Consider the following 18,804-nt stretch of genomic DNA (forward strand, 5'->3'; position numbering starts at 1 on the left):
CGCGCAGAGGGCGCGGGCGTGACGCGGGCGTGACAGACAGGCGGCGTGCGCGGCTCAGCGCGAGTCCCACGCCGCCTGGATTTCGCGGTCGAGCTGCTGCAGCCACGCGTCATAGGGCAGCACGTTTTCGAGCGCGAGACCCGCGGGTTGCTTCACGACGGCATAGATATAGCGGCGCTCGCCTTCGAATACCGATGCGGGATGCATATACGGCTGCCACTGCTCGCAGTGCGCCGGATAGTAGCCTTCGGTGCGCCAGAAGTAGGGCACGCTGCGCTGGCTGTCGAGCTCGGCCAGAAACGAGGCGGGCGCGCTTTGCTCGATGGCGATCTCGTGCACGCCGCGCAGCGATTCCTCGGTGTGGATGATGAGCAGCCAGGGCGTGCCGTGGGCATCGAACATCAGCAGGCCGTGCGGCTGATACGAGAGATAGTGCTCGACGATGCCGAGCGACTCGAAAATGCCCTGCACGTGCGCAGCGAGCGCGCCATCCTTGAGAAACGCGTATTCGGACACGGCAAGCGCATCGAGCACCGTGCCGCAGGCCTTGTTGAAATACGCGGCCTGCATGTCGCGGATCGCCTGATTCAGGGTTTCTACTGCGTCGACTTCGTGCTTGCGGATGAAGCGGTCGATCAGGCCTTCGTTGAAGCTCTTGACGGCCACGTGCTCGTCGGCCTTGCCGGTGAGCACGATTTTCTTGAGCGCCGGATTGGCGAGCCGGCGACAGAATTCGATGCCGTTCAGCTCGGGCATGTCGTAGTCGACCACCACGACCGACACGGACTCGAAGCGCTCCGGCCGGTGCACGAGCGAGCGGATCGCGTCCACGCGCATGGCAATCACCTGATGCGCATCGTTTTCTTCGGTGCGGTCCAGATAGGGACTGAAAATGGGCGAGGCCGGCTGGTCTTGCGCCGCGCGGCCGTTTAGAAACTTCAGGGCCTCCGCCGGCGAGCTGAATAGCCGGAACGCCAGATCCGGGTCGAGCTGCAGGCTCAGATTCGAGAGAAACGCCGCGCTGTCGTCGACGAAGGCGGCGGTGGTCGGCCAGGAGAACGGCTGAATGGCTTTCGGAGTGGCTTTCGTCATGGCGCTGGGAATGTCAAAACAAACTCGGTGTACTTGCCTTTTACCGAAGAGCAGGCAATGGATCCCCCCATCGCCTGCATGACATCGCGGCAAAATGCCAGCCCAATTCCTGCTCCGAGCGCCACGTCATCGGTGGTGGTGGAGGAAGTATAAAAGCGGGTAAAGATGTGCGGCAAGACTTCAGACGAAATACCGGAGCCGGTATCGCTGAAAATCAGCCGGTTGGCGCGATTGCCGCGATCGTCCGCTTCGAGCCGGATCGAAATATGCGCGCCGTCGATGCTGCCCATATGTCGGAAGGCATTTTTAAGCAGATTGAATAGCACGTGCACGGTCAGCATCTCAGAGCCGGCGAACTCGAAATCGGGCCGCAGATTGCAATGCACGCGCGCGCGCTCCCCTTCGCGAAACGGATAACGCGCGAGCGCGGTTTCGACGCAATGCGCAATCGAGCACGTGGTTGCGTTTTGCATGTTCGTGCCGGAAAAGCGCGCGGTGGCGAGCAGCATGTCGATGATCGCGTTCGAATGCAGCGCTTCCTGCTCGATGCGGCTCACCACGCCCTGCATCGAATGCAGATGCGCCACGCGTATTTTCGGCACCGGCAGACGGTTGCGCTGGGCGAGCGCATAGGTGTCGAGCAGCGCGGGCAGATAGCGCATGAGGCCCGCCGCCCCCACGCGGATGGCGACGAGCGGGGTGCGCAACTCGTGCGCGACGCTGCCCGCCGTGGCCAGCATGGCGCGCTCCTGTTCGATCTGGATGCGGTCCTGGTCGTAGTTCGCCACCGCGCCGATGGCCACCGCGAATGAAAAAATCGCGAGGTGGGTGAGATAAACCGAGTTGAGGACGATCGGGTCGGTGGTGAGCACATAGGCGATGAGCGCGAGCCCGATGCCCACGACGAACTGCAGCACGAGCATGAGCCAGTCGAGCAGCAGCACCATGACGAAGGCGGCGATCAGCGCGCTTTCGACCCAGACCTCGTTGCCGTTGTTCTTGAGCAGCATGAAGGTGAAGAAGAACGGCAGCGCGTAGAGCGTGGCGGTATACCAGTACCAGGGCAGCAGTTTCTTGGCCGCGGCGGGCCAGCGCTCGAAGGCGAGAATCGGCACGAACAGCGCGGCGCCGATCAGGCGCAGCGTGAGATTCTCATAGGGCTGCGGAAAGAGGTCTTTCCAGACGTAGTAGTAAAGCGGGAAGCCGACGCTCGCGACCACGGCGAGCGGGCGCATCCGGCGCTTCACGTACTGGAGGTTGCGCATGGCGGGCGCGAACGCGCGCGCCATGCGCGGCTTGAGCGCCGCCCAGCCGCGGCGCGCGCGCATCGTGATGCTCGATACGTTCATCAGGGTGGAATCGCTCATGGTTCGATGCCGGATTCGCTGCCGGCCCTGGCTGCGCGTGTGTCTCTTGTCGACCGCAATTGGCGCTTTGGCGCTTGCTCCGGTTCCGTGCAAAGCGCTTGCTCGGTTTCCACGCGTAGCGGTCTCTGGGCAGGTGGGGTCGGACTGCTGCGGCCATTGCAGACAATAACATCATTGTGGGGCGCCGATGCAGGCTGCAAGGGGCGCGGGCGTCACATCGGCGCACACCGTTGTGAGGCAGCATCGACGAACCATGCCGCGTGCGTGTGGAGTAGGCGGCGCAGGGCGTGAGACGGCGTGAAGGGGGAATTGTGCGGATGAATCGGCAGGCGTGCGAACGGCTCCTGGCGTGAGGCTCAGGCCGTGACCTTGGGGCGTGAGGCGCGAGAAGCGCTAGAAGCGCTAGAAGCGCTAGAAGCGCTAGAAGCGCTAGAAGCGCTAGAAGCGCTAGAAGCGCTAGAACGAACGGCGGAATGGCTGCGACGAGCGCCGCGTGGGCGTCGCGACGCGGAGACCGGCCGCCCGCCGGGTTCACTACGGCTTCACGATTCACTCACGCGCAGGACCGATACTGTTCGCGCAGACGAAAGCGCTGAATCTTGCCCGTTGCCGTCTTCGGCAGATCGTCGACGAAAACAATCTCGCGCGGATACTTGTGCGGCGCGAGCCGCGCCTTGACGAAGGCCTTCAGCGTGTCGACGAGCGCGGCATGCCCGTCCTCTGTGGCGAGCGCTTGCGTATGCGCCTCCTGCTTGAGTACGACGAATGCGCAGGTCTTCACGAGCCCGTCCTGATCCACGCCGATCACGGCCGCCTCGAGCACGGCATCGTGCTGCACAAGCACCATCTCCACCTCGATGGGCGAGACATACTGGCCGCTCACCTTGAGCATGTCGTCGCTGCGGCCCGCATAGATGTAGCAGCCGCTGGGCAGGCGACGGTACTTGTCGCCGCTCTTGACCCACTCGCCCAGAAAGGTCGCGCGCGATTTTTCGCGATTGCTCCAGTACATCACGGCGGCGCTCGGGCCGCGAATATAGAGCTCGCCCATTTCTCCGTCGGGCACGAGCCGGCCCGATTCGTCGCGTAGCTCGATCTCGTAGCCAGGCACGGGGCGCCCCGTGGTGCCGTATTCGACTTCGCCCGGGCGGTTCGAAAGAAAGATGTGCAGCATTTCCGTGGAGCCGATGCCGTCGAGGATGTCGCTGCCGAAATGGCGGCTGAAGCGCTCGCCGGTCTCGCGCGGCAACGCCTCGCCTGCCGAAGCGCAAATGCGCAGCGCGAGCGCCGTGCGCGCGGGCAGATTGGGCGAGGCCATCATGCTCGCGTACAGCGTGGGCACGCCGTAGAAGATCGTCGGGCGGTGCTTGACGAGGCGTGTAAAAACGGCGCTGGCGGTGGGGCGCTCGGCCATCAGCACCGTGGTCGCGCCTACCGAGAGCGGAAACGAGAGGGCATTGCCGAGCCCGTACGCGAAGAACAGCTTGGCCGCGGAGAACACCACGTCGCTTTCGCGGATGCCGAGCACGGACTTGGCATAAGTCTCCACGGTCCAGTAGAGGTTGGCGTGCGTATGCACAGTCCCCTTGGGCTTGCCCGTCGAACCCGACGAATAGAGCCAGAGCGCGATGTCGTCGCCGCTCGTGCGCGCCGCTTGCGCGGCGGGCTGGGCGCGTTCGATCAGCTCATGGAGCACGAGCGCTCCTCGCGGGCAGTCAGGCGCGTCGTCGAGCGGCTGCGAGACCACGAGCGCGCAGTCTTCGCCATTGCCCTGGGAACGGGCCTGTTCCAGCGCGGCGCTCACGACGGGCAGCAGCGCGCCCGATGCAATCACGAGCCGCGCGCGGCTGTGCGCGAGCATGTAGACATAATCGGCGGCGGTGAGCAGCGTGTTGACGATGACGGGCACGACGCCGGCATGCAACGCGCCGAGAAAGACCACAGGCAGCTCGATGGTGTCGAGCATCACGAGCAGGATGCGCTCTTCGGCGTGCACGCCGAGCGTGCGCAACGCCGCGGAGAATTGGCGCGCGCGCGTTTCGAGTTCGCCATAGGCGAGCGTGCGGGTGTCGTCGATATAGGCGGGCTTGGCGCTGCGCGCCGCGTTCAGGGCGAACAGGTGCGCCGCGAAGTTCAACTGCGCGGGCGGCGGCACGGGGGCCGGCGCGCTCGATAGCTGCGGTGCCGCAGGGGCCACGGCCGGCGACGCTGCTTGGGTATCCACGATGCTGTCTCCGCTTGGTGTGCTTCGATCGGTCTCGATCTGCCGCGATCGCGTTGTCTTGCGTGCAATGGCCTTGCGTGCGCGCTGCGCCGTCGGTCTACGGTGGTTATGAAGCTGCTGCGCCGGTCAATTCGGATTGCCTGGCAATAATTTATGCACCACATCATTCTTCATACCGCTGGCTAGCAGGAAACGGTGCGCCGGCGGCGACCCGAAGCCCGATTCGCCTGCGCCAGCGTAGCTGCTCAGGCCGGCGCCGGCGTGAACTCGATCGCGCCCTGCGGCAGCAAATAGAGCACGAGCGCCTCGCCGTTGGCGACGGTTGGGCGGTGTGCGCTGCCTGGACCGTAGACGCACCAGCCCGCGGGCCGGCCGTCGAACGTCGCGCCGGGCGTGATCGGCATGAGGAGATCGATTTCGCCGTGAGGGTGCGTATGATGCGGACCGGCAAGATCCTTCATCTGCACGACATCGACGGAAAAGCCGTGCGTGGCCGGCAGCGGCTTGATGACGCGACCGTAGCGCAGCCCGCCGGCCTCGCGCTGACACATCCAGCCGTTCGCGACGTCCTCGCGGCAGGCGTTTTCGAGCGCCGCGAAGGTCGGGCTGCCGTTCGGCCAGGTAGCGTTGAGCCAGGCATCGAGTGCATCATCGAGTGGACGGCCGGCAATCGGGTTCGTGACACCTGCAATCAGGTGTTCGAAGTCTTGCGGGGACATGCGTGTCTCCTGTGTTTGTCTGCGGCCCGTCTTTTGGCGAAAATTAGCGGTTAGAAAAATGCATGTCAAGCACTATAGTACATAAAGCTGGGTTGGGAGGTCTCTCAAGATGAAGCAAACTTACATTGCCGAGCCGCAGCCGGAAGAGTCGACGGACGCCCATGAAGCCACGGACGCGGCGCGCGGCGAGCGCAGCGAACGCGACCCGTTCCTGACCGCGATGGGCGAGCGCGTGCGCATGCTGCGCGCGCGCCGCGGCATGACGCGCAAGACGCTGGCGGCGGAAACCGGGCTCTCCGAGCGCCATCTGGCGAATCTGGAATCAGGCGTGGGCAACGCCTCCGTGCTGGTGCTGCGGCAGATCGCGGCTACGCTGAACTGCCCGCTGGCGGAGGTGATCGGCGACGTCACCACTTCGTCGGCCGAATGGTTGTTGATCCGCGAGTTGCTGCAGGGGCGCGACCCGGCCGCGCTGCAGCGCGCGCGCATCGCGCTCGCCGAGATGTTCTCGCAGGCGCCCGCCGATCCGCATCGCAATGAGCGCATCGCGCTCATCGGCCTGCGTGGCGCGGGCAAGTCCACGCTCGGGCGCATGCTCGCGCAGGAGCTCAAGGTGCCGTTCGTCGAGCTCACGCGCGTGATCGAGCAACTGGCCGGCTGCCCGCCCTCGGAGGTTCATTCACTCTACGGCGCGAGCGCGTACCGCCGCTACGAGCAGCGCGCGCTGGAGGCCGTGATCGCCGAGCACCCGCGCGCCGTGATTGCCTCGCCGGGCGGGCTCGTGTCCGAGCCGGCCACCTTCAATACATTGCTTGCGCACTGCTTTACGGTCTGGCTCCAGGCGGCGCCCGAGGAGCACATGCGCCGCGTGGTCGCGCAGGGCGACCTGAGGCCCATGTCGGGCAACCGTGAGGCCATGGACGACCTCAAGCGCATTCTGGCGGGCCGCAGCGAGTTGTATGGCCGCGCGGACATGCGCTTCGACACCAGCGAGAAGACGCTCGCCGACGCCTATCTGCAAATGCGCGATCGCCTCGCGGCGCGCCTTGGCGCGGAGCCGGCACGCATTGACTGAGGTGCTCCGGGCGGTTTGACAGGAGATGCAGTGTATTTCATGGTTTACCCGTCGCAACTTTGAATATGCACTAAAGTGCTTTACATGGGGTGAGTGTTGCACTATCGTTCATTGAAACGAAGTGCACAAGGAGACGCCCCATGGCCGCAGCAGATAGCGCCGTCGCCCAGCCGGTCGTTGCACCGACCGTTCCGCGTGTCGACTACCGCACCGACCCCTCGCAATACCGGCACTGGAAGCTCAGCGTCGACGGCGCCGTCGCCACGCTCGGCATCGACATTGCCGAAGACGGTGGCATTCGCGAAGGCTACAAGCTGAAGCTGAATTCATACGACCTCGGCGTCGACATTGAACTGCACGATGCCCTCCAGCGCATCCGCTTCGAGCACCCCGAGGTGCGCACGGTGGTGCTCACGAGCCTGAAGGACCGGGTGTTCTGCTCCGGCGCCAATATCTTCATGCTGGGCCTCTCCACCCACGCGTGGAAGGTGAACTTTTGCAAGTTCACCAACGAAACGCGCAATGGCATCGAAGACTCGTCGCGGCATTCGGGCCTGAAGTTTATTGCCGCCGTGAACGGGGCCTGCGCCGGCGGCGGCTATGAACTGGCGCTCGCCTGCGACGAAATCCTGCTGGTGGACGACCGCTCGTCTACGGTGGCGCTGCCCGAAGTGCCGTTGCTCGGCGTGCTGCCGGGCACCGGCGGCCTCACGCGCCTCACCGACAAGCGCCGCGTCCGCCACGACCGCGCCGATATTTTCTGTACCGTGGCGGAGGGCATCCGCGGCGAGCGCGCGAAGGCGTGGCGCCTCGTGGACGACGTGGTCAAGCCCAACCGCTTCAGCCAGGCCGTGCAGGCGCGCGCGCTCGAGCTCGCCGCGCTGAGCGACCGGCCCGACGCTGCTCAGGGCGCGCAGGGCATCGCGCTCACGCGCATCGAACGCATCGAGCACGCGAAGGGTTTGAGCTACGCGAGCGTCGAGGTGTCGATCGACCGCGCGAAGCGCACGGCCACCTTCACGGCGAAAGCGCCCGATACCGCGAAAGCGCCGCTACCCGAAGGCACCGACGCGATCGTCGCGGCCGGCGCCGCATGGTGGCCGCTGCAGTTCGCCCGCGAGCTCGACGATGCAATCCTCACGATGCGCACCAACGAGCTCGACGTCGGCACGTGGATCTTCAAGACGGAGGGCGACGCGCGCGGTGTGCTGGCCGCCGACGCCGCACTCATCGAACACCGCGACCACTGGTTCGTGCGCGAGACCATCGGCATGCTGCGCCGCACGCTCGCGCGCATCGACGTTTCGTCGCGCTCGCTGTTCGCGCTGATCGAGCCGGGCTCGTGCTTTGCAGGCACATTCGCAGAGTTCGCATTTGCCGCCGACCGCAGCTATATGGCGGCGCTGCCTTCGAACGAAGACGAAGAGCCCGCTATTACGCTATCCGAAGCAAATTTCGGGCTGTATCCGATGGTCACGCATCAGTCGCGTCTCGCGCGGCGCTTCTATGAAGAGGCCGAACCGCTCGACGCCGCGCGCGCGCGCATCGGCCAGCCGCTCAAGCCGCTCGAGGCGGAGCAGCTGGGCCTCGTGACCGCCGCGCCCGACGACATCGACTGGGCCGACGAAATCCGCATCGCGCTTGAAGAGCGCGCGGCCATGTCGCCCGACGCGCTCACAGGCCTCGAGGCGAATCTGCGCTTCAACGGGCCCGAGACCCTGGAGACGCGTATTTTCGGCCGGCTCTCCGCGTGGCAGAACTGGATCTTCAATCGCCCCAACGCGGTAGGCGAGAAGGGCGCCCTCAAGGTGTACGGCAAGGGCAGCAAGGCGCAGTTCGACCCCGCTCGCGTGTGATTGCAGCCTGGCCGCAGCCAGCGTCCCGCCCGCTCCGTCATAGCCGCAAGGAATCGAGATGTCCACCATCAACTACAGCGAAAAGATCCCCAATAACGTCAATCTCGCCGGCGACCGCACGCTGCAGCGGGCTCTGGAGCAGTGGCAGCCGAATTTTCTCTCGTGGTGGGGCGACATGGGGCCCGACGGCTCGCATGGCTTCGACGTCTATCTGCGCACCGCGGTAAGCGTGGACGCCGGCGGCTGGGCGCATTTCGATCACGTGAAAATGCCCGACTACCGCTGGGGCATCTTCCTCGCGCCCGGCGAGGCGGACCGCAAGATCCACTTCGGCGCGCACAAGGGCGAGGCCGCCTGGCAGGACGTGCCGGGCGAGCATCGCGCGAACCTGCGCCGCATCATCGTCACGCAAGGCGACACCGAGCCCGCCTCGGTCGAGCAGCAGCGCCATCTGGGCCTCACTGCGCCCTCGCTCTACGACCTGCGCAACCTGTTCCAGGTGAACGTGGAAGAGGGGCGGCACCTGTGGGCGATGGTCTATCTGCTGCATCGCCACTTCGGCCGCGACGGTCGTGAGGAAGCCGAAGCATTGCTCGAGCGGCGCTCGGGCGACGACGACAACCCGCGCATCCTGGGCGCCTTCAACGAAAGAACGCCCGACTGGCTGGCGTTCTTCATGTTCACCTACTTCACCGACCGCGACGGCAAGTTTCAGCTTTCGGCGCTCGCAGAGTCGGGCTTCGACCCGCTCGCGCGCACCACGAAGTTCATGCTGACCGAAGAGGCGCATCACATGTTCGTGGGCGAGTCGGGCGTCTCGCGCGTGGTGCAGCGCACCGCGCAGGCAATGAACGAGCTCAAGACCGACGACGTGGGCCGCCTGCGCGCCGCGGGCGTGATCGACCTCGAAACGATCCAGCGCTACCTGAATTTCCACTATTCAGTGACGATCGACCTGTTCGGCGCCGACCACTCGTCGAACGCGGCCACGTTCTACAGTTCGGGCCTGAAGGGCCGCTACGAGGAAACGAAGCGCGACGACGACCATCAGCTCGAAGGCCAGACGTATCGCCTGCTCGACGTGCAGGACGGCAAGCTCGTCGAGCGCGAAGTGCCGATGCTCAATGCCATGAACGAAATACTGCGCGACGACTACATCAAGGACTCGGTGGCGGGCGTGAACCGCTGGAACAAAGTGCTGGAGAAGGCCGGCATCGACTTTCGGCTGAGCGTGCCGCACAAGGCGTTCAATCGCCGCATCGGCACCTTCGCGGGCGTGCGTGTCGCGCCGGACGGCCGCGTGATCGACGAGGCGCAATGGGCCGCGAACGAAGCGAAGTGGCTGCCCACGCCCGAGGACCGCGCCTATGTCGCGTCGCTGATGGGCCGCGTGGTGGAGCCGGGCAAGTTCGCGAACTGGATCGCACCGCCGGCGATGGGCATCAATCGCCAGCCCGTCGATTTCGAGTACGTGCGCTTCAATTGAACGGCAGAGGCAATCATGAGCGGCCCGGTACCCGTGGAGATCCTCAGGCAGCATCTGATCGATCCTGAGATCTGCATTCGCTGCAATACCTGCGAAGAGACCTGTCCGGTCGATGCGATCACGCACGACGGCGTCAACTACGTCGTCAAGGCCGATATCTGCAACGCGTGCATGGCCTGCGTGCCGCCGTGCCCGACCGGTGCGATCGACAACTGGCGCAACGTGTTCAAGGCCGAGGCGTACAGCGTCGAGGAACAGTTCGGCTGGGACGAGCTCCCTACGCAGAACCCGACCGTGAGCGCTCCCGAAGTATCGGCTGGGTCCAACGCTTCCAACCCACCGCAGGCCGGCGCAACGCAGAGCGACAGCGACGAAGCGCCGGGCTCCGGCTCCGACATGGTGCGCGGCGCGACCGTGCCGCCGTGGTCGGCGGCACGGCCCTATGTGCATCTGTACACGCACAAGGCGCCGACGACGGCCACCGTGGCGGGCAACTACCGGCTCACGGACGACGCCACGGAAAGCGACATTCACCACATCGTGCTCGACTTCGGCACGATGCCGTTTCCGGTGCTCGAAGGGCAGTCGATCGGCATCCTGCCGCCCGGCACGAGCGCCGATGGCCGCGCGCATCACGCGCGTCAGTACTCGGTTGCGAGCCCGCGCGACGGTGAGCGGCCCGGCTACAACAACGTCTCGCTCACCGTGAAGCGCGTGACGCGCGACCACAGCGGCAACGCCGCGGATGGCGTGTGCTCGAACTATCTGTGCGACCTGAAGAAGGGCGACGTGGTGAGCGTGATCGGCCCGTTCGGCAACACCTTCCTGATGCCGAACCATCCGAACTCGCATCTGCTGATGATCTGCACGGGCACCGGCTCCGCACCCATGCGCGCGATGACCGAGTACCGGCGCCGGCGCAGGCTCAAGGGCGCGACGGGCAAGCTCATGCTGTTCTTCGGCGCGCGCACGCAGCAGGAATTGCCTTACTTCGGACCGCTGATGAAGTTGCCGAAGGACTTCATCGACACGAATCTCGCGTTCTCGCGCACGCCGGAGCAGCCCAAACGCTACGTGCAGGACGCAATGCGCGAGCGCGCCGTGGATGTGGCGCAACTGCTCAAGGACGCCAACACGCATATTTACGTGTGCGGGCTCAAGGGCATGGAAGACGGCGTGCTGCAGGCGCTCGGCGAGATCGCGCAAGCGCATGGCATGGCGTGGGACGCGCTGTGGGAGCGGCTCAAGCGCGAAGGGCGGCTGCACCTCGAAACCTATTGAGGCGGTATCGGGGCCACATGCTGCAAAAGAGTGCCTCCTCGGTTCGCATGGTTACTTAAGCACGATCGTTCGTAAACCGTTACCATGTCGGGAAGTCAGCGTACCGGCTGCATTCGGGTGCATCCAGGCGCGCCGCGCACTCTACCCGATGGAGACACGTTTCAAATGAACCTCGTTGCCGAATTGCCCGCCGGCCTCACCGGCCTCGAACAACTGCAGCGCATGCTCGCGAGCGGCCGCACCGCGCCCATAGGCGATACGCTGGGCTTCAAGCTCGCGGAAGTGGAAGAGGGCCGCGTGGTCTTCGAAGGCGTGCCGGGGCTGCACGCGTACAACCCGATTGGCACCGTGCATGGCGGCTATGCGGCCACGCTGCTCGATTCGGCCTGCGGTTGCGCGGCGCACTCGCGTCTCGCCGCGCATCAGGCCTACACGACGCTCGAGCTCAAGGTGGCCTATCACCGGCCCATGACCGCGAGCACCGGCCCCGTGCGCGCCGAAGGCCGCGTGTTGAGCATCGGCCGGCGCGCGGCCTTCACCGAGGCGACCATCACGGACGCCGCCGGCAAGGTCTACGCATCGGCGACATCGACGCTGCTCGTCTTCGAACGCGAAGCGTCCGGCGCATGAAGTACCGCTTGCGCCCCCATGTGCGGTGGGGCGCAGGCGGCTTCATGACGAAAGCCCCCTAAACGTGCACTAAGGTGCACGCTTCAGATCGTGCCGTGCGCCTTGTCCTCGATGAGCTTCACGAGCGCGTGCAGCAGGCGGTTGGCCGGCGTGGCCACGCCTAGCGCCGCGCCGCGCCGCACGACGTAACCATTCAGATGATCGATCTCGCTGCGCTTGCCGCGCGCGAGATCCTGCGCCGTGGACGAGTACTGCCCCGGCATGGTTTCGGCGATGCGGCGCACGCCGGCTTCCACGTCGGGCGGCAGCGTGACGCCGTCGGCGCGCGCCACGGCCACGCATTCGGCGACCACGTCCTGCATCGCGTCGAATACGCCGGCGCCTTCCACGAGCCGCCCATAGGGCAACTGAGAGATCGCCGAAAGCGCGTTGTACGCGCAATTCACGATGAGCTTGGCCCAGAGCGCGCCGCGCACGTTCGCGGAGATCTCGGTGGGCACGCCCGCGTCGTTCAGGGCCTGCGCGGCGGCCAGGCTGCCGCGCGCGGGCTCGATCACCAGTTCGCCGCGCCCGTGATGGCGCACGTGGCCCGGGCCCGCCATTTCCGTCGCCACATACACGACGGCGGCCGCCACGTCGTGCGGGACCACCGTGCGCAGGCGTTCGGCGTTATCCACGCCGTTTTGCAGCGTGAGCACGAGTGTATCGGCGCGCAGGTGGGGCCGGATCGATGCGCCTGCGCTTTCCGTATCGGTCGACTTCACGCAGAACAGCACGAGATCGGCGCCGGCCACGGCGGCGGCTTCGGTGCTCGCGGTGAGGTGCGGACGGCCGATGCGCTCGTCGAACGTCAGCGCTTCGAGGCGCAGGCCCTCGCGCTCGATGGCCTCGACGTGCTGCGCGCGCCCGATCAGGACGACGTCGTGTCCCGCGCGCGCGAGCATGGCGCCGTAAAAGCAGCCCACCGCGCCCGCGCCCATGATGGCGATTTTCATCTGCGTTGCTCCTTCGGTTGCCTGTTCAATTACCAATTTGTTGTGTGCTCAACGAACTGGATCGTATCGACTGATGCGAAACCCCTCAGCGCAGCTCGAAGCCGAGCGCCTGGAGCGCATCGCGCAGGCGGTCGCGGCCGTGCAGCGATTCGCGGCTGCGCCAGCGCGCGAGCGAGCGCGAGGTCCAGCCCGCCGCGCTCAGGCCTTGTGCGCTCTGGAATGTGCCCATCACGTCGTCGTATTGCGCGATGCCACCTTGCTGCGAAGGCGCGTCGTACTGCTCGCGATGCAGGACAACGGGCTGCGGCAGGCGCGGCTTCACCTGCGCGGGCCGCGACTCGTCGGCGTAGCCCACGCACAGGCCGAACACGGGCAGCACGCGCGGCGGCAGGCCCAGTTCGGCGGCCACCTGTTCCGGCTGATTGCGGATCGCGCCGATATAGACCGAGCTCATGCCGAGCGACTCGAGCGCCACTACGGCATTTTGCGCCGCCAGCGCCGCGTCGATCACGCCGACGAACAGCGTCTCCAGATAGTGGAGGCCTTCCGCGCTCGCGCCGGTGCGCTGCGCGGCGGCTTCGAGCCGGTTGAGGTCGGCGAGCCAGACGAGAAAGAGCGGCGCCTCGCGAATCTGCGACTGGTCGGCGGCGAGCTTCGACAGCCGCGCCTTGCGCTCGCGGTCCTCGATGGCGACCACGCTCCACGTCTGCAGATTCGAGGAGGTCGAGGCCGATTGCGCCGCGGCGATCAGCGTTTCGAGCGTGCCGGCGGGCAGGGGCTGATTCGTGTAATTGCGCACCGAGCGGTGCGCGAGCAGCGAGTCGAGCGTCGCGTTCCAGGCGGGCAGCGGCGCGTGCCAGGGCGCGCCGTAGCGGGCTTCGAGGGCGTGCATGGCGGTTGCCTGGTTCGCTTGGTCCGTGTGGGTTGCTGCGGGATTTTCGGTGCTGAGGGGCGCCGCGCCGGGCGTTTCGGGCGTGGTGATGGTGGACATGATTGGGTTCTTCTCCGGCGATTACAGTTCGATGCGTTGCGCGCGAGCGCGAGCGCCGTATGGTACATGGCTCGCGCGTGTCGCGCTGAGTGGCGTTCGGTGGCCGCGAACGGGCGCTTGCATGCACGCCGGCGGGGTGGCACCAAAAGCGGCGTTTGCCGCCGTCACCCGGTTCGAAAGGGGGATCCGCGAGTCTCGCCGCTGGGTAGGGGGCTTCAATCGGCGCTGGGAGGGTGAGTGACTGACTCGGTGCTTGTGAGTGCCGAACGTGTCAGTCTTGATGGTGTGGCTTGAGGGGGCGGTAATGCTCGCCATCGTAGGCCGTTGTAACGATATGGCCGTCCCGCTTGCGGATTTTCATGAAGAACAACACAGGCGAAACGCCCGGCTCTCCGCCGCATGCCTGACTATGATTCTCGCGGACGCGCACCAGAAAGTAGCTGCCCTTGTCAGCCGTATCGAAGAACAGGCACTCTGTGCGGTCTTTCGAGAGGGCATAGTCACGTGTGATGTCAGCGGCCCGCGTGGCGGCTTCGTTGTCGTTCGCAACCGGCAAGCCGTTTGCCCATGCGTGAACGCTTGCGAGCAAGGCTGCGGCGGCAATCACACGACGCACGATCGGTCGGCAGATCATCAATTGGGCCGCCCGTTATCGTATTGTTCCAGCTTGTGCGTGCGGATGATGGCATTGAGCTTCGCCGAATATGCAGGGTCTGTCGCATACCCGCTTTGCGCGAGCACGATGCCAGCGGGAACACGATATTTGCGCTGTACTGATTGTGCCGCCTCCAGATGTGCGGCAATGAAGTCGCTCACGTAGGGGGGGGCTTCATGGTGCTGGGGGGCGAATGGTGCTTCGCGTGATGGTGCGCAGACGGTGGGGACATCACGGGCTCGCTCGTCGTGGAGACGCGAAATGATGACACAGCGTTGGTAGCAAAGACAACGATCAATGTTGGTAGATGGTGTATCTGGCGTCGGTGAGCGAACGCCGCGCACTGCCTGCCCCGTGGCGATGATTGACATTGACCCGTCCAGCGACATCTTGCCACTTCATCGGGCGAATGCATTTTCAGCTAGTCGACGAGCGTTGAGTCGATGTGTGTCTGACAGCCCGCGCACGCCGAGTTTCGCCTTGAGCGCGGGTGGCAGGACTGCTTTGCTGGCCTTGAAATTCTTGAGATCGTTGGCGGTCAGTTCCCGGACTTCGTCATCCTTGTCAATCAATGGCTTGCGCGTTGCCATAATGCTTCACCTCCCAATCGTTTGCCTTGCGAAAACTGATGACTCGAAATCCGCTTGGCTATCGAGATTCACATCGGCTGCAACTTTTGCCATCGCGCGCGCGGGCAACTGCCGCAATGGCTGCAAGCAGCACGTCAGGATTGGGATCCACTGCAGAAGCGGTGAGAAATTCCGTAATCGCTTCCTCACAGTCCAGATAGTCCGCCGCATCAAAGCGGCTGCATGTCGTGGTCATCATCAATTGCTCCGTCAATTGGCGCGCCAAAGTGACATGGCTATGCGCTCGCGGCGCCATGTCTGGATCCACCCATTATGAGGATTCGATATCCGAAAAATGTTTATCGGCTTGCAAACAGGATAGCGAGGCGGCGGCGCGAACAAGACGCGGTGGGAGGGAAGGGCTCTGTAGAGCGCAGCGCACCGCTCACGCCGTCGCAATCATCAGCGTCCCGGTGGCCACCAGCGCGCCGCGCCAGAGCCAGTCGAAGTTGATCCAGCCGCGCCGCAGCACGCCCAGTCCCACATATTCATAAGCAACGAACGCAATGAAGGCGGTAGTGGCAAGCGTGACGACCGTATGCACCACAGTCACCGCCACGGACACCGCAAGCGGCCCCGCCGTACCGACACCAGCACCGCCGTTCACCGCCGCGCCGCCGCACATCGGCAGCAACGCGGGCATGAGCATGAGGCCGGCGCCATGGAGCGTGGCCATCAGCGCGGACCATGCCGCGAGGCCGAGAAAACCAGCCGTCATCCCGACGCGCACGCGATGGCGGTGCCCCCAGGCATGCTGCCAGGCCGCCCAGCCGATCAGCAAGGCGCCCAGCACCCAGCGCAAGCCACTGTGTATAAGCACAGGCAGCCACGCGCCCAGCATCGCAACCGATCCCGTGAACAGCAGAATGGCCGCGGCATGGCCGAGCGCGATAGGCGGCAGCGCCATCAGCAGGGCCCTGCGACTTTGGCGCTGTAGCCCGAGCGCGGTGGCGAAGAGCCAGCCCATGGCCGGATTCGCGCCGTGAAAAACGCCGCTGGCGATCACGGCGCTCCAGGCGGCCCAGTGCGCGCCGAATGTCCCGAATGTCTCAAACAGGCCGCTCATGCCGCTTCGCCTCGTGCCTGGCCTTGCTTGCCGCGTTTCGCGCGCATTCGACTCAGGGATAGCAGTACGAATCGGACGAGCTGTCGCCGCCTTCCAGCCGGATCTGATGCGGGCGATGCGTCTTGGGCCACTCCACGAAAAAGCGTTCGTCGAAACTGAGTCCGCCATCGAGGACGGCGTCGAGCTTCACCATCCAGCCGTCGATGCCATCGGGATAGAACTGCCCGTCGATCACACCGTACAGCGAATTCGTGAAGTACACGCGGTGCCCGTCGCGGCTCACCTCCACCATTTGCGGCCCGCCGTTCAGCGCGCGGCCTTGCGCGCGCGGGTGCGTGGCGCGCGAGACGATTCCGCCGATACGCACGCTCCCCGTGAAAGTTGGATGTTCGGGGTCCGAAACATCGTACTGGCGCAGCTCACCCGTGCCCCAGCAGGCCGCATAGAGAAAGCGGTCATCCAGCGAGAGCGCGATGTCGGTGACGAGCGGCGGCACCGCGGCGAAGCCCTTGAGCAGGGGCGGGAGCGTCTCCGGGTCGGCGGGCTCGGCGGGAATTTCGATGATCTTGCGCGCCGCCCATTGGTCGCCGTCGCGGTACCACTGCCAGATCGAGGCCGAGAGATCTTTCAGGCTGATGACGGAATTCACGAAACCGTAAGGCTTGGTGGGGTCGTGCGCGGGCCGCAATTCAAACACGAGCTGGTTTTCCGCGCCGAAATCGAGCACCTGTTTATGCCGGCGCGTATGCAGGTCCCAGAAGTGCAGCCGATGGCCGTACTGGCCCCCAAGCAGCACTTCGGGCACGAGCCCGTTCTCGAAGGTCGCGGGCAGCCCCCATTCGCTCGTCACGAGCGTGTCGTAGCCGAGATGCCACCAGCCGTCGTAGGCAAGCTGCTGCGGGCCGCGCTCGATTTCCCATTGGCCGAGGATATCGAAGCTCTCATGGTCCATCAGGAAGATGCCGCCGGGCGCTTCGCCCTCGGCGTTGGCGAGCGCTGTCACATAAATGCCGTCCGGCCCGCAATGCACCGTATGGGGCCGGGTATAGCCGGCGCGCTGCGCGACGCTCTCCGGCTCGTGTACGCGCACGATTTTCGGGCGGCGCGCGTCGGGTTTCGTATCGATGACATGAATGCGCGACGAGCGTATTCCGGGCACGATCAGGTAGCGCCGCTCGGTATGCGCATGCGGCGCGTTGGGGCACAGGCACGAGCTGCACGCGTTCCAGCCGAAGTGATGGAGTTCGTCGCCGGTGTTGGGCATCGCGAGGCGATGGACGATCTGGCCGTACTCGCTCGAGCCCGGATCGAGGTCGACCACGTCGAGCGAGTCGGGCACGCGCCTGGTGGGATCGAAGCTCGCGACCCATGCGAGCGTTTCAGGTGTCGCCGTGGCCGCCAGGCGTGCGGAGGGGTAAAAGCTGGGATCCGGCTTCCATGTCGCCATCGCAAGCTCCTTTTCGGGGGTGCCGAAACGCCTATCTTGCCCTGGTGCGCGCGTGCCTGCTGGCCGGATACCGTGTCGCGGTGCCTTATTCCTGGCGCAAAGAAGCTTATGAGCCGGGGTAATGAGGCGCGCGATTATACGTGCTGCGAAAACAGTGAATTCGCCGGGCTGCCATTTATTCCGCGCTCCGGGGTTTCTACACTATATCCAACGGTTTGCGGCTTGGGCCCGACCGATACATCAAGTTACCGGAGGTACTGTCATGAAGTCGCTTATCAAGGCTGTCGCGCTTGCCGCCGTGCTCGTCGTGCCGGCCGTTTCTTTCGCTCAGTCGCAACCCGAAAATGGCCCTGTCACGCGCGAGCAGGTGCGCAGCGAAGTGAAGGCGCTCGAGTCGGTGGGCTGGCGGCCGAACGTGGCTTCGCCGTTCTATCCTTCGGACTACCAGGCCGCCAAGGCGCGTCTGGACGCCCGTGACACCAGCGGCTATGGGTCTTCGATGGATGGCACATCGCAAAGCGGCGAGGCAAGCAGCTACTCGGCGCCGGTGCGCATGGTGCATTGAGTTCGCTTGATTGCTGCTTCATGGCACGATGAGGCGATGAGGCAGCGCTGTTGCGCGCAGGGTTGACGTGCTCGAGCGCGTTGCGCCGCACGAACGGAAACGTTTGTGCGGCGTTTTCCTATGGAAGGTTACAGGATAGATGTATTGGAATCCTTAATATCGACGAGGTCTTGCGCGGCAGCTCGCTGAGTCGAAACCCCAGGCCGTCTACGAGGCGCGCACCAACGGCTGGCTGCCCTGAGACGCTCGCGTCCCTCGCGCCGCCTGCCTGCCTGCTTTGAGCCGCGCGTAGAGCTGCATTTCGCAGCGCGCTTCAATGCGTGTGCTGTTGCGTGCGCCGCATTGCTCTTCGGCGCTTTCATCCACACGTTTGCGAACGCTGCACGCATGCGCCGATCCGGCTGCGCAGCCTTCATGGATGTCCTCGTCTGCGCCGCCTGCTTTTGCCATGCGGCTCGTGCCGCTTCTTCCATCGATCGCCAGGCGCAGGCGCTCACGTTCACGCGTATCGAGGCGGCCCGTTCGGGCTGGGATGCCACGAGCGCGCCCGCAACGGGCTGGGTGAGCGTGACGCTGCCCGATGTCTGGGCCACGCGCTGGCCCCGGTTCGACGGCGTGGTGTGGTATCGGCTCGGCGCGCTGAGGCACCGGCTCATGCGGCGCTTCGAGCAGCAGGGCATGGCATGCAGCTGGACCCGTGGGCATGGCGCGCACAGGCATGACCCC

18 protein-coding genes and 1 pseudogene are annotated in these 18,804 nt (G+C 65.2%); 7 read left to right on the top strand and 12 right to left on the bottom strand.

Going from position 1 to position 18,804, the window contains the following annotated elements; translation table 11 throughout:
* Positions 1-54 precede the first annotated feature (54 nt).
* From E1956_RS16955 to E1956_RS16970, 4 genes are all read right to left on the bottom strand, one after another.
* Positions 55-1,092 carry a response regulator gene (locus tag E1956_RS16955; protein WP_134751218.1) on the bottom strand — a complete coding sequence of 346 codons (1,038 nt, stop codon included), beginning with the start codon at positions 1,090-1,092 and terminating at the stop codon, positions 55-57.
* Positions 1,089-2,459: a sensor histidine kinase gene (locus E1956_RS16960; protein ID WP_232071671.1), complete on the bottom strand. Its 1,371-nt coding sequence runs from the start codon at positions 2,457-2,459 to the stop codon at positions 1,089-1,091. The genes E1956_RS16955 and E1956_RS16960 overlap by 4 nt, the downstream gene beginning before the upstream one ends.
* Positions 2,460-3,012: 553 nt before the next feature.
* Positions 3,013-4,656, bottom strand: coding sequence for a benzoate-CoA ligase family protein (locus tag E1956_RS16965; RefSeq protein WP_134754512.1), 1,644 nt, complete (start codon positions 4,654-4,656; stop codon positions 3,013-3,015).
* A 272-nt stretch (positions 4,657-4,928) separates the two neighbouring features.
* Positions 4,929-5,402, bottom strand: a complete 474-nt coding sequence (locus E1956_RS16970; RefSeq protein ID WP_134751220.1) for a DUF4863 family protein — start codon at positions 5,400-5,402, stop codon at positions 4,929-4,931.
* Between the two features lie 109 nt (positions 5,403-5,511).
* On the opposite strand from E1956_RS16970, the gene E1956_RS16975 reads away from it, so the two are divergent.
* The 5 genes from E1956_RS16975 to E1956_RS16995 all read left to right on the top strand — a co-directional run bounded on the left by E1956_RS16975 (position 5,512) and on the right by E1956_RS16995 (position 11,730).
* Positions 5,512-6,477: a helix-turn-helix transcriptional regulator gene (locus E1956_RS16975; protein WP_232071673.1), complete on the top strand. Its 966-nt coding sequence runs from the start codon at positions 5,512-5,514 to the stop codon at positions 6,475-6,477.
* 140 nt (positions 6,478-6,617) lie between these two features.
* Positions 6,618-8,333 carry a 2,3-epoxybenzoyl-CoA dihydrolase gene (boxC, locus tag E1956_RS16980; RefSeq protein ID WP_134751222.1) on the top strand — a complete coding sequence of 572 codons (1,716 nt, stop codon included), beginning with the start codon at positions 6,618-6,620 and terminating at the stop codon, positions 8,331-8,333.
* Between the two features lie 58 nt (positions 8,334-8,391).
* Positions 8,392-9,819, top strand: coding sequence for a benzoyl-CoA 2,3-epoxidase subunit BoxB (gene boxB / locus E1956_RS16985; protein ID WP_134751224.1), 1,428 nt, complete (start codon positions 8,392-8,394; stop codon positions 9,817-9,819).
* A 15-nt stretch (positions 9,820-9,834) separates the two neighbouring features.
* Positions 9,835-11,100 carry a benzoyl-CoA 2,3-epoxidase subunit BoxA gene (boxA, locus tag E1956_RS16990; RefSeq protein ID WP_134751226.1) on the top strand — a complete coding sequence of 422 codons (1,266 nt, stop codon included), beginning with the start codon at positions 9,835-9,837 and terminating at the stop codon, positions 11,098-11,100.
* 165 nt (positions 11,101-11,265) lie between these two features.
* On the top strand, positions 11,266-11,730 hold the full coding sequence (locus E1956_RS16995) for a PaaI family thioesterase (RefSeq protein ID WP_134751228.1): 465 nt from the start codon (positions 11,266-11,268) through the stop codon (positions 11,728-11,730).
* 83 nt (positions 11,731-11,813) lie between these two features.
* On the opposite strand, the gene E1956_RS17000 is transcribed toward E1956_RS16995, so the two are convergent.
* From E1956_RS17000 to E1956_RS17030, 8 genes are all read right to left on the bottom strand, one after another.
* The gene (locus E1956_RS17000) at positions 11,814-12,725 is read right to left on the bottom strand and encodes a ketopantoate reductase family protein (protein ID WP_134751230.1); all 912 of its coding nucleotides are present in this window, start codon (positions 12,723-12,725) and stop codon (positions 11,814-11,816) included.
* Between the two features lie 85 nt (positions 12,726-12,810).
* Complete coding sequence (locus E1956_RS17005; protein WP_232071675.1) at positions 12,811-13,716, bottom strand: NADPH-dependent oxidoreductase; 906 nt, start codon at positions 13,714-13,716, stop codon at positions 12,811-12,813.
* 271 nt (positions 13,717-13,987) lie between these two features.
* The gene (locus E1956_RS17010) at positions 13,988-14,353 is read right to left on the bottom strand and encodes a hypothetical protein (RefSeq protein ID WP_134751232.1); all 366 of its coding nucleotides are present in this window, start codon (positions 14,351-14,353) and stop codon (positions 13,988-13,990) included.
* Positions 14,350-14,742: a hypothetical protein gene (locus E1956_RS17015; RefSeq protein ID WP_134751234.1), complete on the bottom strand. Its 393-nt coding sequence runs from the start codon at positions 14,740-14,742 to the stop codon at positions 14,350-14,352. Before E1956_RS17015 ends, E1956_RS17010 begins: the two co-directional genes overlap by 4 nt.
* Before the next feature lie 27 nt (positions 14,743-14,769).
* On the bottom strand, positions 14,770-14,961 hold the full coding sequence (locus E1956_RS46150; protein WP_167760033.1) for a hypothetical protein: 192 nt from the start codon (positions 14,959-14,961) through the stop codon (positions 14,770-14,772).
* A gap of 58 nt (positions 14,962-15,019) precedes the next feature.
* Complete coding sequence (locus tag E1956_RS17020; protein ID WP_197732888.1) at positions 15,020-15,199, bottom strand: helix-turn-helix domain-containing protein; 180 nt, start codon at positions 15,197-15,199, stop codon at positions 15,020-15,022.
* A gap of 186 nt (positions 15,200-15,385) precedes the next feature.
* Positions 15,386-16,066, bottom strand: coding sequence for a hypothetical protein (locus E1956_RS17025; RefSeq protein ID WP_134751236.1), 681 nt, complete (start codon positions 16,064-16,066; stop codon positions 15,386-15,388).
* 52 nt (positions 16,067-16,118) lie between these two features.
* Positions 16,119-17,513, bottom strand: a complete 1,395-nt coding sequence (locus tag E1956_RS17030; RefSeq protein WP_134751238.1) for a selenium-binding protein SBP56-related protein — start codon at positions 17,511-17,513, stop codon at positions 16,119-16,121.
* Positions 17,514-17,775: 262 nt separating this feature from the next.
* On the opposite strand from E1956_RS17030, the gene E1956_RS17035 reads away from it, so the two are divergent.
* Both E1956_RS17035 and E1956_RS46855 read left to right on the top strand, forming a co-directional pair.
* Positions 17,776-18,078, top strand: coding sequence for a DUF4148 domain-containing protein (locus tag E1956_RS17035; protein WP_134751240.1), 303 nt, complete (start codon positions 17,776-17,778; stop codon positions 18,076-18,078).
* A gap of 414 nt (positions 18,079-18,492) precedes the next feature.
* Positions 18,493-18,711, top strand: a pseudogene (locus E1956_RS46855) (hypothetical protein); the annotation flags it as partial.
* Between the last annotated feature and the right edge of the window lie 93 nt (positions 18,712-18,804).

Source organism: Paraburkholderia pallida, from assembly GCF_004524855.1.
In the GTDB taxonomy this organism is placed as follows: Bacteria; Pseudomonadota; Gammaproteobacteria; order Burkholderiales; family Burkholderiaceae; genus Paraburkholderia; species Paraburkholderia oxyphila.

Excerpts from the sequence above, each read along its gene's own strand:
- E1956_RS17035 (WP_134751240.1), top strand. The coding sequence starts at position 17,776 with ATGAAGTCGCTTATCAAGGCTGTCGCGCTTGCCGCCGTGCTCGTCGTG.
- E1956_RS17005 (WP_232071675.1), bottom strand. The coding sequence starts at position 13,716 with ATGTCCACCATCACCACGCCCGAAACGCCCGGCGCGGCGCCCCTCAGC.
- E1956_RS17000 (WP_134751230.1), bottom strand. The coding sequence starts at position 12,725 with ATGAAAATCGCCATCATGGGCGCGGGCGCGGTGGGCTGCTTTTACGGC.
- E1956_RS46150 (WP_167760033.1), bottom strand. The coding sequence starts at position 14,961 with ATGGCAACGCGCAAGCCATTGATTGACAAGGATGACGAAGTCCGGGAA.
- boxA (WP_134751226.1), top strand. The coding sequence starts at position 9,835 with ATGAGCGGCCCGGTACCCGTGGAGATCCTCAGGCAGCATCTGATCGAT.
- E1956_RS17015 (WP_134751234.1), bottom strand. The coding sequence starts at position 14,742 with ATGTCAATCATCGCCACGGGGCAGGCAGTGCGCGGCGTTCGCTCACCG.
- boxB (WP_134751224.1), top strand. The coding sequence starts at position 8,392 with ATGTCCACCATCAACTACAGCGAAAAGATCCCCAATAACGTCAATCTC.
- boxC (WP_134751222.1), top strand. The coding sequence starts at position 6,618 with ATGGCCGCAGCAGATAGCGCCGTCGCCCAGCCGGTCGTTGCACCGACC.
- E1956_RS17020 (WP_197732888.1), bottom strand. The coding sequence starts at position 15,199 with ATGATGACCACGACATGCAGCCGCTTTGATGCGGCGGACTATCTGGAC.
- E1956_RS17025 (WP_134751236.1), bottom strand. The coding sequence starts at position 16,066 with ATGAGCGGCCTGTTTGAGACATTCGGGACATTCGGCGCGCACTGGGCC.
- E1956_RS17030 (WP_134751238.1), bottom strand. The coding sequence starts at position 17,513 with ATGGCGACATGGAAGCCGGATCCCAGCTTTTACCCCTCCGCACGCCTG.
- E1956_RS16975 (WP_232071673.1), top strand. The coding sequence starts at position 5,512 with ATGAAGCAAACTTACATTGCCGAGCCGCAGCCGGAAGAGTCGACGGAC.
- E1956_RS16970 (WP_134751220.1), bottom strand. The coding sequence starts at position 5,402 with ATGTCCCCGCAAGACTTCGAACACCTGATTGCAGGTGTCACGAACCCG.
- E1956_RS16955 (WP_134751218.1), bottom strand. The coding sequence starts at position 1,092 with ATGACGAAAGCCACTCCGAAAGCCATTCAGCCGTTCTCCTGGCCGACC.
- E1956_RS16960 (WP_232071671.1), bottom strand. The coding sequence starts at position 2,459 with ATGAGCGATTCCACCCTGATGAACGTATCGAGCATCACGATGCGCGCG.
- E1956_RS16995 (WP_134751228.1), top strand. The coding sequence starts at position 11,266 with ATGAACCTCGTTGCCGAATTGCCCGCCGGCCTCACCGGCCTCGAACAA.